The organism is Haemophilus parainfluenzae (assembly GCF_036288925.1).
In the GTDB taxonomy this organism is placed as follows: domain Bacteria; phylum Pseudomonadota; class Gammaproteobacteria; order Enterobacterales; family Pasteurellaceae; genus Haemophilus_D.
On the sequence record NZ_CP127167.1, the window covers coordinates 1717748 to 1733828 of the forward strand.

11 protein-coding genes are annotated in these 16081 nt (G+C 38.8%); 7 read left to right on the top strand and 4 right to left on the bottom strand.

Annotated features, from left to right (window positions below; all coding sequences use genetic code 11):
- Nucleotides 1–38 precede the first annotated feature (38 nt).
- Entirely contained in the window at nucleotides 39–1058 is a 1020-nt protein-coding gene (gene pyrD / locus QQS40_RS08715) for a quinone-dependent dihydroorotate dehydrogenase (protein ID WP_289901778.1), read from the top strand.
- Nucleotides 1059–1886, top strand: a complete 828-nt coding sequence (gene rnm / locus QQS40_RS08720) for an RNase RNM (RefSeq protein WP_049355719.1) — start codon at nucleotides 1059–1061, stop codon at nucleotides 1884–1886.
- Nucleotides 1887–1915: 29 nt separating this feature from the next.
- Here rnm and QQS40_RS08725 read toward each other — a convergent pair whose 3' ends face one another.
- On the bottom strand, nucleotides 1916–2815 hold the full coding sequence (locus QQS40_RS08725; RefSeq protein WP_289901777.1) for a LysR family transcriptional regulator: 900 nt from the start codon (nucleotides 2813–2815) through the stop codon (nucleotides 1916–1918).
- 97 nt (nucleotides 2816–2912) lie between these two features.
- Between QQS40_RS08725 and topA the strand changes: the two genes are divergently transcribed.
- The gene (gene topA, locus QQS40_RS08730; RefSeq protein WP_289901776.1) at nucleotides 2913–5519 is read left to right on the top strand and encodes a type I DNA topoisomerase; all 2607 of its coding nucleotides are present in this window, start codon (nucleotides 2913–2915) and stop codon (nucleotides 5517–5519) included.
- A 1-nt stretch (nucleotide 5520) separates the two neighbouring features.
- Nucleotides 5521–6081, top strand: coding sequence for an LOG family protein (locus tag QQS40_RS08735; RefSeq protein ID WP_329504840.1), 561 nt, complete (start codon nucleotides 5521–5523; stop codon nucleotides 6079–6081).
- Between the two features lie 40 nt (nucleotides 6082–6121).
- Here the strand turns inward: QQS40_RS08735 and QQS40_RS08740 are convergent, their stop codons facing one another.
- The 3 genes from QQS40_RS08740 to fnr form a co-directional block, all read right to left on the bottom strand.
- Nucleotides 6122–6958, bottom strand: a complete 837-nt coding sequence (locus QQS40_RS08740) for a DUF4198 domain-containing protein (RefSeq protein WP_128787326.1) — start codon at nucleotides 6956–6958, stop codon at nucleotides 6122–6124.
- Nucleotides 6959–7158: 200 nt separating this feature from the next.
- Nucleotides 7159–8082 carry a universal stress protein UspE gene (gene uspE, locus QQS40_RS08745; protein WP_329504843.1) on the bottom strand — a complete coding sequence of 308 codons (924 nt, stop codon included), beginning with the start codon at nucleotides 8080–8082 and terminating at the stop codon, nucleotides 7159–7161.
- A gap of 138 nt (nucleotides 8083–8220) precedes the next feature.
- Entirely contained in the window at nucleotides 8221–8994 is a 774-nt protein-coding gene (gene fnr, locus QQS40_RS08750) for a fumarate/nitrate reduction transcriptional regulator Fnr (protein ID WP_049358045.1), read from the bottom strand.
- 428 nt (nucleotides 8995–9422) lie between these two features.
- On the opposite strand from fnr, the gene mukF reads away from it, so the two are divergent.
- The 3 genes from mukF to mukB are packed head-to-tail and all read left to right on the top strand — an operon-like array spanning nucleotide 9423 to nucleotide 16070.
- Nucleotides 9423–10757, top strand: a complete 1335-nt coding sequence (mukF, locus tag QQS40_RS08755) for a chromosome partition protein MukF (RefSeq protein WP_329504845.1) — start codon at nucleotides 9423–9425, stop codon at nucleotides 10755–10757.
- Nucleotides 10758–10803: 46 nt separating this feature from the next.
- A complete protein-coding gene (gene mukE, locus QQS40_RS08760; RefSeq protein ID WP_329504847.1) occupies nucleotides 10804–11556 on the top strand; it encodes a chromosome partition protein MukE in 753 nt (250 codons plus the stop codon).
- Complete coding sequence (mukB, locus tag QQS40_RS08765; RefSeq protein WP_329504849.1) at nucleotides 11556–16070, top strand: chromosome partition protein MukB; 4515 nt, start codon at nucleotides 11556–11558, stop codon at nucleotides 16068–16070. The genes mukE and mukB overlap by 1 nt, the downstream gene beginning before the upstream one ends.
- Nucleotides 16071–16081: the final 11 nt, after the last annotated feature.

Sequence of the window (16081 nt, forward strand, 5' to 3'; positions counted from 1 at the left end):
TTCCATTTACAGTGAACTATCCTGAGAGATAAACGAGTATGTATTCTTTGATCCGTAAAGCTATCTTTTCCCTTGATCCTGAAACCGCCCATGATTTAGTGATTAAATCATTGCATTTAGCGGGTAAATCACCTTGCCAATTTTTATTAAAGCAGCTTTTGGCTTGTCCACAAGGTTTGCCTAAGCAAGTAATGGGCATTATGTTTAAAAATCCTATTGGGTTAGCCGCGGGCGCAGATAAAAATGCCGAAGCGATTGATGGATTTGGTGCGATGGGATTTGGTTTTATTGAAGTGGGTACGGTTACGCCTTTGGCACAAGAGGGAAATGCGAAACCCCGTCAATTCCGTTTAGTGGAAGCTGAGGGGATTATTAACCGTAATGGATTCAATAATTATGGCATTGATTACGTGGTCGAGAATGTTAAAAAGGCAAAATTTGATGGTGTAATTGGGATTAATATTGGCAAAAATAAAGTCACGCCACTTGAAAAGGGGAAAGATGATTACTTATTTTGCTTAAATAAAGCCTATAACTATGCGGATTATATTACGGTAAATATTTCATCACCGAACACTCCAGATTTGCGTCAATTGCAGTATGGTGATTATTTTGATGATTTATTACAAAGTATTAAACAACGTCAAAAAACTTTAGCTGAGCAATATAATAAATATGTACCGATTGCTGTAAAAATTGCACCTGATTTATCCGAGACTGAACTCGTTCAAATTGCTGATACGTTACTTCGTCATCAAATGGATGGGGTAATTGCCACTAATACAACGATTTCACGCGACAACGTCACCGGTTTGAAAAATGCGGAACAACAAGGTGGCTTAAGTGGAAAACCGTTACAGCAGAAAAGTACAGAAATTATTCGAAGATTGCATCAAGAGCTGAAAGGTCAAATTCCGATTATTGGGAGTGGTGGCATTGATGGTGTACAAAATGCACAAGAGAAGATTGAAGCAGGTGCTGAATTGTTACAAGTTTATTCGGGTTTGATTTATCACGGTCCAAGCTTAGTTAAAGAATTAGTGAAAGCGATTAAATAAATGACAAAAAAATATGATTTACATTGCCATAGTACGGCTTCAGATGGTGTTTTAACGCCTACAGAGCTTGTGCAACGAGCTCATGAGCTAGGTATCAATGTGCTTGCTTTATGTGATCACGACACCGTGATGGGCATTGATGAAGCTAAAATTGAAGCAGATAAATTAGGTATTGAGCTAATTAATGGCGTGGAAATTTCAACGAATTGGGAAGGTCGTGGTATCCATATTGTCGGATTAAATTTTGATAAAACGCATCCTAAAATGACCGCACTTTTAGCCGAACAAAAATCACTGAGAGAAAAAAGAGCGGTCGAAATTGGCCATAAATTAGAAAAAGCAGGCGTCCCCAATGCCTATGAGGGCGCAAAAGCGTTAGCCAATGGGGAAGTAACTCGTGCGCATTATGCGCGTTATTTAGTGCAAATCGGCAAAGTTTCAAATGATGGGCAAGCCTTTAAGCGTTATCTAGGCGGTGGAAAATCGTGTTTTGTCAAAGCTGAATGGGTCGATATTCCAACGGCGATTGAGACGATTCATGCGGCAGGTGGCGTTGCCGTCATTGCTCATCCTATGCGTTATAACATGACAGGAAAATGGATTGGTCGATTAATTGTTGATTTCAAACAATGGGGCGGTGATGGCATGGAAGTGGCAGATAGTGGACAGACCAAAGAGCAACGTCAATATCTTGCGCGTTTAGCCAATGAATATGACTTAGCCGCCTCTTTAGGGTCAGACTTTCATTTTCCTTGCGGATGGATTGAATTAGGAAAGAATTTGTTTTTACCTGAAGAGGTAAAACCGATTTGGACATTATTTGAATAATAAAGGGCGGTTAATCCGCCCCTGTTTTTTTATATTTGACTGTTCTCACACAAACCGAGGCTTGCGAGAAATTCAATAAATGCGCGAACTTTAGCCGGTAAATGACGACGATTTGGGTAAAGCACATAAATATCTAAAGGTTTTTGTTTATATTCAGACAAAATTTCAACTAATTCACCTGAAGCAAGCGCATCTTTTACAAAGAAATTCGGTGCATTACTGATGCCTAAACCCGCTTTTGTCATTTCTAACAACGCCATACCATTATTAGAAACCACTTTAGATTGAATTTTATAACGTTGAATTTGATTGGCTTTTGTTGATTGCCAATGCACTTGATTTAACGATGATTTATAAAGTAAACCTTGGTGATATTCTAAATCGTCAGGTGTAAGCGGTGTGCCTCGCGCTTCTAAATAACTTGGAGAAGCAACAAAATGCATAAGGGAGCTACTAATTTTACGCGCAACAAGTGAGCTGTCTTGCATATAACCGATACGTAATGCTAAGTCATAGCCTTCCGCAACGAGATCAACACGCTTGTCTTCAAATTCAATTTCTACGTGTAAATTGGGATGAAGCTCAATAAATTTAGGCAAGTTAGGTGAAATATAAAGTAAGCCAAAATCACGTGGCATAGAGATTAATAAATTACCTTGTAAGCTCGTTGCCATATTACTGATGCTAGAGTCTGCCTCACTTAAATCTAATAGAATGGCTTGGCAACGTTGGTAATAAAGCATACCGGCTTCAGTTGGCATAATTTTTCGTGTTGTACGTTGTAATAATCGTGTTTTTAAATGTTCTTCTAATTGTGAAACTAATTTACTCGCCATTGCCACAGAAATATTCTGTTGGTTTGCGGCTTGTGTAAAACTTTGCGTTTCGATCACTTTGCAGAAAACCGAAATTGCATTGAGTTTATCCATTTATAAATCCTTTTTGAAAAAAAGCTTGATTTTATCGGCGTAAGTTTGCAGTATATCGGCTATTTTAGAGAATTCTAGTTATATTTTAGGTAAGCAAATGAGCAAATCTTTAGTGATTGTGGAGTCGCCAGCCAAAGCGAAAACCATCAATAAATATTTAGGTAGCCAGTATGTGGTGAAATCCAGCGTAGGGCATATTTGTGATTTGCCGACATCAGGAAGTAGTACTGGCGAAAAGGCTAAGCCAGTTTCGACAAAAGGATTAAGTACAGAAGAAAAAGCAAAAATTAAAGCAGAGAAAGAGCGTTCCGCTTTAGTTAAACGTATGGGGATTGATCCTTATCACGATTGGAAAGCTAATTACCAAATTCTACCTGGCAAAGAAAAAGTGGTCGCCGAATTAAAATCCCTTGCTAAAAAATCCGATCATATTTATCTCGCAACCGACTTGGATAGAGAAGGAGAGGCTATCGCATGGCATTTACGTGAAGTGATCGGTGGCGATGATAGTCGTTTTAGTCGCGTTGTATTTAATGAGATTACTAAAAAAGCGATTGAAAAAGCGTTCCAGCATCCTGCTCACATTAATATGGACCAGGTTAATGCTCAGCAAACCCGTCGTTTCTTAGACCGCGTAGTAGGCTTTATGGTGTCACCATTATTATGGAAGAAAGTGGCACGTGGGTTATCTGCAGGACGAGTACAATCTGTTGCCGTAAAATTGGTGGTAGAACGTGAGCGTGAAATCAAAGCATTCCAACCGGAAGAGTTTTGGGAAATTGAAGCGCTAACCCAAACGACTAAGAAAGAAGGCTTGCGTTTGGATGTGGTGCAATATAAAGGCAAGAAATTTGAGCCGAAAAATGAAAAAGAAGCTCAAAGTGCGGTCGATTTTTTAAATAAATCACACTACGTTGTCACAGATTTAGAAACAAAACCAACAGGTTCTAAACCAAGAGCACCATTTATTACTTCAACCTTACAACAAACTGCAAGCACGCGTTTAGGTTTTGGAGTAAAGAAAACCATGATGTTGGCACAACGTTTATATGAAGCTGGTTATATCACTTATATGCGTACTGACTCTACCAACTTGAGCCAAGATGCATTAAATATGGCACGTGCTTATATCGAAAGCCATTTTGGCAAAGATTATTTGCCCGCTAAACCGAATTTCTATTCGAGTAAAGAAAACGCACAAGAAGCACACGAAGCCATTCGTCCTTCTGATGTGAAAATGCTCGCAGATCATTTAAGTGGCATAGATAAAGATGCAGTACGCTTGTATGATTTAATCTGGCGTCAATTTGTGGCTTGTCAAATGCCGGCTGCACAATATGACAGTACAACCGTCACTGTAATGGCTGGCGATTATGAATTGAAAGCCAAAGGCCGTATTTTACGCTTTGATGGTTGGACAAAAGTCTTGCCACAATTAGGTAAAAATCCAGAAGACCAAATTTTACCGACTGTGAGTTTAAACGAAACATTAGCACTAAAAACGGTTTCGCCAAGCCAACACTTTACCAAACCACCCGCTCGTTTTACTGAAGCAGCATTGGTGAAAGAATTGGAGAAACGTGGTATTGGTCGTCCTTCGACTTATGCGGCAATTATTTCGACTATTCAAGAACGTGGTTATGTGCGCATTGAAAATCGCCGTTTCTATGCAGAGAAAATGGGCGAAATCGTTACTGATCGCTTAAATCAATCTTTTACTGATTTGATGAGTTACGATTTCACTGCAAACATGGAAAATGTACTAGACCAAATTGCATCCGGTGAAAAAAATTGGAAAGCTGAGTTAAATCAATTCTTCAAAGATTTTTCTACCCAACTTTCTACGGCTGAATTAGATGAGCTAGAAGGTGGAATGAAGCCGAATAGCCTTGTGCTCACCGATATTGATTGCCCAACTTGTGGCCGCAAAATGGCGATTCGCACAGCAAGTACTGGTGTCTTCCTTGGTTGTTCTGGTTATGCATTACCACCAAAAGAGCGTTGTAAAACAACGATTAATCTCATTCCAGAAGCAGAATTACTCAATGTATTGGATGAGGCCTCTGAAACCAAAGCCTTAATGGATCGTAAACGTTGCCCAAAATGTGGTACGGCGATGGATAGCTATATCATCGACCCACATCGTAAATTGCATATTTGTGGTAACAATCCGAATTGTGATGGTTATTTGGTTGAACAAGGCCAATTCAAAATTAAAGGCTATGATGGTCCGATTGTAGAATGTGATAAGTGTGGTTCAGATATGCACTTAAAACTCGGTCGTTTTGGTAAATATATGGGCTGTACCAGCTGTGATAATACCCGTAAGATTTTGAAAAATGGCGAAGTTGCACCGCCAAAAGAAGAACCGGTTCATTTCCCTGAATTGAAATGTGAAAAATCTGATGCGTATTTTGTATTACGTGATGGTGCAAGTGGCGTGTTTATGTCAGCACATAACTTCCCGAAATCACGTGAAACTCGACCAGCAAAAGTGGCGGAATTAGCGCTTTATCGTGATCGTTTACCAGAAAAATTACGTTATTTAGCCGATGCGCCACAAAAAGACCCTGAGGGTAATGAAGCCATTATCCGCTTTAGCCGTAAAGAAAAACATCAATATGTGACATCTGAAAAGAATGGCAAAGCCACAAAATGGATTGTGGATTATATTGATGGAAAGTGGGTAGAACGGAAAAAGTAGGATGAATATCACGGTTTATTGCGGAGCAAGTTTAGGTAATGATTCAGCCTATCAGTCTGTCGCAAAAAAATTAGGAAAATGGATTGCTGATGTTCAACATACTTTAGTTTATGGTGGCGGAAAATTGGGATTAATGGGCGTAGTTGCAGATACTGTACTTGCTCATCAAGGTAAAGTAATTGGCATTATCCCTCAATTTTTACAAGACAGAGAAGTTTCACATCCTAATTTAACTAAGACCGTAATTGTTGAAAGCATGTCTGAGCGAAAAAATAAAATGATTGAGCTTGGCGATGCTTATATTGCTTTGCCTGGTGGACCTGGCACTTTAGAAGAGATTGCTGAAGTGATTTCTTGGGCGCGAATTGGAAAAAATAATAATCCTTGTATTCTGTTTAATGAAAAGGGGTATTTTGATTCACTAAAGTCCTTTTTTAGCCATATGGTGAAAGAAGGCTTTTTTACTCAAGATGATTTTGAGAAAATTTTATTCTCGAATGATCTTCAAGAAATTGAAATCTTTATTGAACATTACCAACCTCCAGCGTTAAGAACATATTAAAAAAGTGCGGTTAAATTGATTTGACCGCACTTTTTTATGGTTAATGGTGATGATGTTCTGGTTTTGGTGGAAGTTTAGCTCTAGCTTTACCAACAGATAGAATTAACGTTGCGTAATTTGCTGATTGTTGACACACCTTTTGATCTTCAAATGGTTCTTTATGAATCACTTTAAGCTTCCAAACACCTTCAATTAATGGGATAAAGTTAACTTTACCTTCACTGTCCGTTTTACCTGAAAACGCTTGTGGTTCACGGTGAGACGTTGCCGCTTCCATATCTTTTACAACAAACGTATCAGACGTTGCGATAATTGTTTCGCCTGCAAGTGGTTGGTCTTTATAGAAAATCTGAACAGGGAAAGCTTCACCTGCTTTAATTGTTTTCGGATCTTTAAGTGGCACGATTTCAAGTGGTAAACCGAGGCGTGTCATTGCCATATCTGCATTTAATGGTTTTTTGCCCACTACAGTAAAGGCTTTACCAAACATTTGAGTTTGTTCGCAATAGAATGCATTTGGTGTGCCTTGTAAGTTATCCATTTTCCAACCTTCATTATTTTGTGACCAGAAAGTTGGTTTATAAGTCGCTGTTACCCAATATGAACCATCTTTTAACGGTTTTTCTGATTGATATTGGTAGTTTTCACCTTTTTGTACTAATGTTTGCATTTCACCATCTTGATTGATGAGTTCCATCGGTGGGAAAATGGCGAGACGTTTTTCAGGAATTTTTTCAACGTAAGGGTAGTCACCATAAGCTAAATCAGCTTTTAAAACGCTATTAGAAGTCAGTTGTGCTGGGGTTGCAACCCAAACTTCATGGGCTTGCGCGAGCGCAGAGAAGCCAAGTAGTGCAGCAATTAATGTTTTTTTCATTGTCTTTCCTTTTTTTAATCAATAAATCAATTTATAGAAAGTCTTCGATAGGGCGGACGAGTATAACGAAAAAGAAATGATGAGACGAATAGAAAAAGTTGATTTTGTGAGGAACTTCACATTTTTTTAACAAAAAAGTGCTGTCAATAAAACGATTGTTTTTCTGACCGCACTTGTTTTAAATAAAAAGCTAAATAGGCTTATTTTTTAGACGGTTTAATGGCTAATAAATTGCAGCTTAATTTACTAATCACATGTTCAGCTGTATTACCTAGTAACGCTGCCGATAAACCTGTTCTTCCCACTGTGCCTAGAATCACTAATTCAGCTTCAATTTCTTTCGCCACTTCAGGGATTACTTCTTCAGGGAAACCTTCGCGTACATGGGTATGATCCTCATCAATACCAAATTTTTGACGTAAGGCTTTCATATTGATAAGGTGTTGACCACGAATGCCATTTTCATAACCTGAAGTATTAAATTCAGGTAAATCAATCGCCATATTAATTGGCGCAACAGGGTAGGCTGCGACTAAATGTACGTTACCACGGTTTAAGTTCTCTGCTAAACTCATGCCTGTTGAAACTAACTCTTGGTTAAATTCATCTTGATATTCTTGTTCACCCGACACATTAACCGCAACTAAAATACGGCGTTGGTGTTTCCAATCACCATCACGTACCATCAATACTGGGATTGGACATTTACGTAACAATTGCCAATCTACTGGTGTGAAAATCAATGAGGTAAAACTTTCTTCATCTTTAGTGTATTTCACAACGAGATCATATTGATTTTTTTCAACTTCGTCATTTATTGCATCGGCTTCATTACTGTTCCATACAATATGAGATTCAAATTCAATTTCAGGATCAGCATATTTATCTAAATAAAATTGTACAGCTTGACGTTGTTGCTCAATGGCAGTTTTATGCATTTCACTTCGTTCTTCCGAAGAAAGAAGAGCAGACATCTCATAAGATAAATCATAGACACTTAATAGTGCAGTAATTTTCACTTTTTTTTCACTTTGCTGTTCTTTCGCCAAACGAACAGCTCGAGCAAGTGCGTATTGTTTTTCATTATCAGGATTAAGAACAACAAGAATATTATTAAATTTCATAAAACCTCCAAAAGATGAGATATCAATAGGATAGAAAAGATTTTAAACGATGACAAGAACCGATTATCAAAAAAGTGATCTCGTGCAAGTTTTTTTTGTTTCAAATGTTAAAAAAGCGTGAAAACTCACGCTTTTAATTTATTCTGCTAATTGGATTTTGGTTTTATGTACACCTGTTAAATCAATCAAGGCATTAATATCATTAATCGTAATGTATTTACCTTGAACAGAGAGTACACCCAGTTTTTGGAAACGACCAAGTAAACGACTGATGGTTTCAACGGTTAAACCAAGATAGTTACCAATATCACTACGAGTCATGGTTAAACGAAATTCTTTCGCTGAGAAACCACGAGCAGAATAGCGTTTTGATAGATTGTGAATAAATGCCGCTAAACGTTCTTCCGCATTCATTTTAGAAAGTAATAAAATCATTTCTTGATCGCTTTTGATTTCACTACTCATTAAACGCATAATTTGCTGGCGAAGCTTAGGCATTTTGCCAGATAAATCATCTAAAATATCAAAGGGAATCTCACATACCATAGCAGTTTCTAACGCTTGAGCAAAACTTGGATGGCGCATATTGGTGATGGCATCAAAGCCCACTAAATCACCAGGCAAATGAAAAGACGTTATTTGTTCTTCACCAGTTTCACTAATAGTGTAGGTTTTGATCGTGCCAGAACGAATGGCATAAATAGAATTAAGTGTATCGCCCGCTTTAAAAAGAACTTGTGATTTTTGAATAGGTTTTTTACGCTCGATAATATTATCAAGCTGATCAAGCTCGTGCTCATTTAAAGTGAAAGGAATACAAAGCTGACTAATACTGCAATCTTGGCAATGAATCGCACAACCACCAGATTGAACTCTGCGCCCTGATTTGGTTTCTGAAACAAAAGTTTTCATTAGTTCCTCAAATCGATAAATATAGTGTAAAATTGATCTAACTCAATTATTCTACCACTAAATAGTCAATTAAAGAAGTTATCTAAGAGTAAATAGGTATGGCAGCAGAAAAATTAACCAAAAAACGTTTAATACAAATTATTATCATGCTGATTATTTTAGTTAGTGCATTTGTGTGGCGATATATATTGTGATAAATGTGACAAGTTTTAATGTTTTTAAGCGAATAAATCAAAGAACGATTTAAACTGTTTTTTCTTTTTGAATAATCATACCTCACTGTATAAAGATTATAATTCTTAATGAATTGTGCATAATACCTATACATATAAAAAGTGCGGTCAATTTACAAGAAGATTTTCAAGATTGACAAAAAATCCTGTATAATCTCACCAATTTTTTGTTCAATTTTAAGCTTTTGTAACCGAATGATCGAAACCTCACAAACCATTCCTGAACTCGTCTTATGGGCGAAAGAGCGGGAATTTTCGTTAAATCTGCCGACAGAGCGTTTGGTGTTTTTACTGGCTATTGCCATCTATAACAACGAACGTTTAGACGGTGAGATGTTAGAAGCTGATTTAGTGGATATTTTCCGCCATACAGCCAATGCCTTTGACCAATCAACGGACGCGATTGCCACCCGTGCCAATAATGCTATCAATGAATTGGTGAAGCAGCGTTTTCTTAACCGTTTCAGCAGTGAATTTACTGAAGGGCTTTCCATTTATCGTCTCACCCCATTAGGTGTTGGCGTATCGGATTATTATATTCGTCAGCGTGAATTTTCTGCGTTACGTCTTTCTGTACAGCTTTCTATTGTGGCTGATGAAATTCAGCGTGCATCTGATGCTGCAGAAGAAGCGACAGCAAAAGGGGAGAATGAGCATTTTTGGCGTCGGAATGTTTTCGCTCCGTTAAAATATTCTGTGGCAGAGATTTTCGATAGTATCGATTTATCACAACGCGTGATGGATGAAAATCAGCAAAGTATTAAAGAAGAAATTGCAAATTTACTTACTAAAGATTGGCAGGCAGCAATTTCTAGCTGTGAGCGCTTATTAGATGAAACCTCAGGCAATTTACGTGAGTTACAAGATACTTTAAATGCAGCGGGTGATAAGTTACAGGCTCAATTATTACGTATTCAAGATTGTGTAATTGGTCATGATGAGCTGTATTTTATTGAACAATTAATCACTGATTTACAATCCAAGCTTGACCGCATTATTAGCTGGGGACAACAAGCTATTGATTTATGGATTGGTTATGACCGTCACGTGCATAAATTTATCCGTACCGCCATTGATATGGATAAAAACCGTGTATTCTCACAACGCTTGCGTAATTCTATCCATAGCTATTTCGATCATCCTTGGTTCTTGTGGACTGCTCAAGCGGAACGTTTGGTCGATCTGCGTGATGAAGAAATGGTATTACGTGAAGATGATGCATTGGGTGAATTACCTGAAGCGTTGCAATATGAATCTTTGGCTGATTTACATGATCAAATCGTCGAGCATATGCAAGGCTTACTCATTCAATACCGTGAAAATAATCGTCCAATTGATTTAAGTTTGGTCTTAAAAGAACAATTAGAGGCTTATCCACTTTCCCGTCATTTTGATGTGGCACGTATTATTGTGGATCAAGCAGTGCGTTTAGGTATGGCAAATGATGATTTAGCCGGTCTTTATCCGCAATGGCAGGAAATTAACGATTACGGCGCAGAAGTGCAAGCGCATGTGATTGATAAATATTAATTTCGTGGCTTACCCAAAAACGAATTCATAAAATGAGAAATTAACCATGACATATATTCAAGATGTAATTTCCCCGAAATTGGCAAATGCCATTGCAAATCCTATTTTCCCGGCAGTGGACAGCTTATTGCGTTCAGGTCGCCATATCAGCACAGATCAATTAGATAATCATGCTTTTTTGATGGATTTCCAAAATGAGTTGGATGGCTTTTATCGCCGCTACAACGTGGAATTGATTCGCGCACCGGAAGGCTTTTTCTATTTACGTCCGAAAGCCACGACCTTAATTGCCCGTTCAGTGCTTTCCGAATTAGAAATGTTGGTTGGGAAAGTGCTTTGCTATTTGTATTTAAGTCCAGAACGTTTGGCACAGCAAGGTATCTTCAGTACACAAGAAGTCTATGATGAATTACTAAATTTAGCAGACGAAGGCAAATTATTGAAAGCCGTCAATCAACGTTCTAGCGGTTCAGATTTAGATAAGCAAAAATTAGCTGAAAAAGTACGCGCGGCGATCGGCCGTTTACGCCGTTTAGGCATGATTCATACAGTAGGTGAACAGCATAGCGGTAAATTTACTATTTCAGAATCAGTTTTCCGTTTTGGAGCTGAAGTCCGTTCTGGCGATGACCCGTTAGAAGCACAAGCTCGCTTAATTCGTGATGGGGAAGCGGCAACACCGCAATCCCTAGAATTGGAAAAACAAGCAAAAGCGGCAAGCCATGCTGATGACCTCGATGATGAAGAAAGTGCAGTCGAAATTGATGAAGAATTTGATGATGCAGGAGAACAAGAATAATGTCTGATGTATTAGAACTTGAAAATGAAATCTATCAAGACGAACCTGAGCAATCAACCGAACAGGTTGAAGAAGAATTTATTGCTCCTGTATTAAACCAACATAATGGGGTAGAACGTGGTAAATTCCGTTCACTAACCTTAATTAACTGGAATGGTTTCTTTGCCCGTACCTTTGATTTGGATGAATTGGTGACCACACTTTCTGGTGGTAATGGTGCCGGTAAATCTACAACCATGGCGGGTTTTGTCACTGCATTAATTCCAGACTTAACCTTATTGCATTTCCGTAATACCACAGAAGCAGGCTCGACAGGTGGCTCTCGTGATAAAGGCTTACACGGTAAATTGCGTCCGGGCGTTTGTTACGCAGTATTGGATACCATCAACTCACGTCACCAACGAATTCTCGTAGGTGTGCGTCTGCAACAAATCGCAGGTCGTGATAAGAAAGTCGATTTAAAAACATTCTCGATTCAAGGTGTAGAATTATCCTTAAATCCGACCTCACTTTTCACTGAAACAGTCGGTGAGCGTCAAGCGCGTGTACTCAATTTAAATGAATTAAAAGACAAAATTGAAAATCTTGGTGCGCAATTTAAACAATATCATTCCATCACTGATTATCACGGCATGATGTTTGATTTAGGTATTATTCCAAAACGCTTACGTAGTGCCTCAGACCGTAGCAAATTCTATAAATTAATCGAAGCTTCTTTATACGGTGGTATTTCCAGCGCTATTACTCGTTCTTTACGTGATTACTTATTGCCAGAAAACCTTGGTGTGCGCAAAGCCTTCCAAGATATGGAAAGTGCGTTACGTGAAAACCGCATGACCCTTGAGGCAATTAAAGTTACGCAATCTGACCGTGATTTATTCAAACATTTAATCACCGAAACCACTAATTATGTGGCATCAGATTATATGCGTAACGCCAATGAACGTCGTGGCAATATCGAAGCGGCTTTAGGTTTCCGCCGTGATTGGTATAAAGCAAAAGCTGAGCAAGAATTATCGCAACATCGACTAATTGATTTAAGCCGTGAAGCAGCTGAATTGGCAGAAAATGAACGTACTTTAGAAGTCGATCACCAAAGTGCGGCGGATCATCTGAACTTGGTATTAAATGCGTTACGTCATCAAGAAAAAGTGTCGCGTTATCAAGAAGATGTGGCTGAACTTACAGAAAAATTAGAAGAACAAAAAATGGTTGTGGAAACCGCAACCGAACAGCTTGAAGAAAGCCAAGCACAATTTGAGCAAACAGAACTTGAAATTGACCAAGTACGTGCGCAACTTGCGGATTATCAACAAGCATTAGATGCACAACAAACCCGTGCATTGCAATATCAACAAGCAATTGCCGCACTTGAAAAAGCGAAAACCTTATGTGGTTTAGCGGATTTGAGCGTAAAAAATGCGGAAGATTACCAAGCAGAGTTTGCTGTCCATGCAGAAAGTCTTACCGAGCAAGTGCTTGAGTTAGAACATAAAATGTCTATTTCTGAAGCGGCTAAATCACAATTTGATAAAGCCTATCAGTTGGTATGTAAAATTGCTGGTGATATGCCACGTTCAAGTGCTTGGGAAAGTGCTAAAGAATTATTGCGTGAATATCCAACACAAAAAATTCAAGCACAACAAACCCCGCAATTACGCGCAAAATTACATGAGTTAGAGCAGCGCTATGCTCAACAACAAAGTGCGGTTAAATTATTGGCTGATTTTAATCAACGTGCTGATTTATCTTTAGAAACTGCTGATGAACTTGAAGCATACCACGCTGAACAAGAAGAACTCATTGAAAGTTTGAATGAAGAATTTGCTGAGCAAGTAGAAAACCGTTCAACTTTGCGTCAAAAACGTGAAAGTTTGACCGCACTTTACGAAGAAAATGCTCGTAAAGCACCGGCTTGGTTAACTGCTCAAGCCGCTTTAGAACGCTTACAAGAGCAAAGTGGTGAAACCTTCGAGCATAGCCAAGATGTGATGCATTTTATGCAATCACAATTGGTGAAAGAACGTGAGCTGACTATTCAACGTGACAATTTAGAAAAACAACGTCAACAATTAGACGAGCAAATTTCTCGTTTAAGCCAACCAGATGGTTCTGAAGATGCTCGCTTGAATGTGCTTGCAGAACGTTTTGGTGGTGTATTGCTTTCTGAATTATATGATGATGTACCAATTGAAGATGCACCTTATTTCTCGGCACTTTATGGTCCTGCACGTCATGCTATTGTCGTTCATGATCTCAACATGGTACGCGAACAATTAGCTAATTTAGAAGACTGTCCAGACGATTTATATTTAATCGAAGGTGACCCAAATGCCTTTGATGACAGTGTTCTTTCAGCTCAAGAGCTTGAAATGGGCGTTGTGGTGCAAGTTTCTGATCGTGAATTGCGCTATTCAAAATTCCCGCAAATTCCATTATTCGGCCGTGCAGCACGTGAAAAACATTTAGAAGAATTACAAGCTAAACGTGATGAAATTGCGGAAGAATACGCACAAATCGCCTTTGACGTACAAAAATGTCAACGTTTACACGAACACTTTAGTCAGTTTGTTGGCTTACATCTAGCCCTTGCGTTCCAACCAAACCCAGAAGAGGTGATGGCGGAAATCAATCAAGAACGCAATGAAATTGATCGCGAGCTCAATCAATTCTCAAGCACCGAACAACAAATTCGCATTAAATTGGATAATGCCAAAGAAAAAATGCAATTGTTGAATAAGTTAATGCCACAGCTTAACTTGCTCGCTGATGAAGAATTACTTGATCGCATTGAAGAGTGCCGCGAACAATTAGACATCGCAGAGCAAGATGAAAGCTTTATTCGTCAACATGGCGTTGCGTTGTCACAATTAGAACCGATTGCCAATACCTTACAAAGTGATCCAGAAAACTATGAACGCTTAAAAGCTGATTTAACTCAAGCGGTTGAACGTCAAAAACAAGTACAACAACGTGTATTTGCTTTAGCGGATGTAGTACAACGTAAAAATCACTTCAGCTATGAAGATGCAGGTCAAGCAGAAACGTCAGAGCTTAATGAGCAACTTCGTCAACGTTTGGAACAATTGCAGTCACAACGTGATACTCAACGTGAACAATTACGTCAAAAACAAAGCCAATTTGCACAATACAATCAAGTATTTATCCACTTGCAAAGTTCTTATGATAGTAAAAATCAATTGTTAAAAGAATTAATTGCTGAGATTGGTGAATTGGGTGTGCGAGTTGATGAAGGGGCAGAGGAACGTGCGAGAAATCGCCGTGATGAGTTGTATCAACAACTTTCAACCAGTCGTCAACGTCGTTCTTATGTTGAAAAACAATTAACACTTATTGAAAGCGAAGCGGAGAACTTAAATAAACGTATTCGCAAAGCGGAACGTGATTATAAAACTCAACGTGAATTAGTTGTGGCAGCGAAAGCCAGCTGGTGCGTGGTTCTCCGATTATCTCGTAATTCCGATGTGGAAAAACGACTCAATCGTCGTGAGTTAGCTTATTTATCTGCTGATGAGTTACGTTCAATGTCGGATAAAGCCTTAGGTGCGTTACGTACTGCGGTGGCAGATAATGAGTATCTACGCGATGCATTGCGTATTTCTGAAGATAGCCGTAAACCAGAAAATAAAGTCCGCTTCTTTATTGCTGTCTATCAACATCTTCGTGAACGTATTCGTCAGGATATTATTAAAACAGATGATCCGATTGATGCAATTGAGCAAATGGAAATTGAGCTTAATCGCTTAACAGAAGAATTGACTGGCCGTGAGAAAAAATTGGCGATCAGTTCTGAAAGTGTGGCGAATATTATGCGTAAAACCATTCAACGTGAACAAAACCGTATTCGCATGTTGAACCAAGGCCTACAAAATATTGCTTTCGGTCAGGTGAAATCGGTACGTTTAGTGGTCAATATTCGCGATACACATGCGATGTTGCTTGATGCGCTGTCAGGTAAACAGGAAGAATATCAAGATTTATTCAGCGATAATCGTATTACTTTCTCTGAAGCCATTGCGAAACTTTATCAACGCATTAACCCGCATATTGATATGGGGCAACGCACAGCACAAACTATCGGTGAAGAATTATTGGATTACCGTAATTACCTTGAGTTAGAAGTTGAAGTATTCCGTGGTGCAGATGGTTGGTTACGTGCTGAAAGTGGCGCATTATCGACTGGTGAAGCAATTGGTACGGGTATGTCAATCCTATTAATGGTTGTACAAAGCTGGGAAGAGGAAAGCCGACGTATTCGCGGTAAAGACATCGTACCATGTCGTTTACTCTTCTTAGATGAAGCGGCGCGTTTAGATGGTAAATCTATTTCCACCTTGTTCGAACTTTGCAAACGTTTGGATATGCAATTACTTATCGCAGCGCCAGAGAATATCAGCCCTGAAAAAGGGACAACCTATAAACTCGTGCGTAAAATCGCCGGCAACCAAGAGCAAGTTCATGTGGTGGGTTTGCGTGGCTTTGGCGCAGAGTAGTTTTTTAAAGC

Bases quoted from the DNA above. Each gene is read 5' to 3' on its own strand.
- mukE (WP_329504847.1), top strand. From the start codon at position 10,804: ATGACATATATTCAAGATGTAATTTCCCCGAAATTGGCAAATGCCATT.
- rnm (WP_049355719.1), top strand. From the start codon at position 1,059: ATGACAAAAAAATATGATTTACATTGCCATAGTACGGCTTCAGATGGT.
- mukB (WP_329504849.1), top strand. From the start codon at position 11,556: ATGTCTGATGTATTAGAACTTGAAAATGAAATCTATCAAGACGAACCT.
- topA (WP_289901776.1), top strand. From the start codon at position 2,913: ATGAGCAAATCTTTAGTGATTGTGGAGTCGCCAGCCAAAGCGAAAACC.
- uspE (WP_329504843.1), bottom strand. From the start codon at position 8,082: ATGAAATTTAATAATATTCTTGTTGTTCTTAATCCTGATAATGAAAAA.
- mukF (WP_329504845.1), top strand. From the start codon at position 9,423: ATGATCGAAACCTCACAAACCATTCCTGAACTCGTCTTATGGGCGAAA.
- QQS40_RS08735 (WP_329504840.1), top strand. From the start codon at position 5,521: ATGAATATCACGGTTTATTGCGGAGCAAGTTTAGGTAATGATTCAGCC.
- QQS40_RS08740 (WP_128787326.1), bottom strand. From the start codon at position 6,958: ATGAAAAAAACATTAATTGCTGCACTACTTGGCTTCTCTGCGCTCGCG.
- pyrD (WP_289901778.1), top strand. From the start codon at position 39: ATGTATTCTTTGATCCGTAAAGCTATCTTTTCCCTTGATCCTGAAACC.
- fnr (WP_049358045.1), bottom strand. From the start codon at position 8,994: ATGAAAACTTTTGTTTCAGAAACCAAATCAGGGCGCAGAGTTCAATCT.
- QQS40_RS08725 (WP_289901777.1), bottom strand. From the start codon at position 2,815: ATGGATAAACTCAATGCAATTTCGGTTTTCTGCAAAGTGATCGAAACG.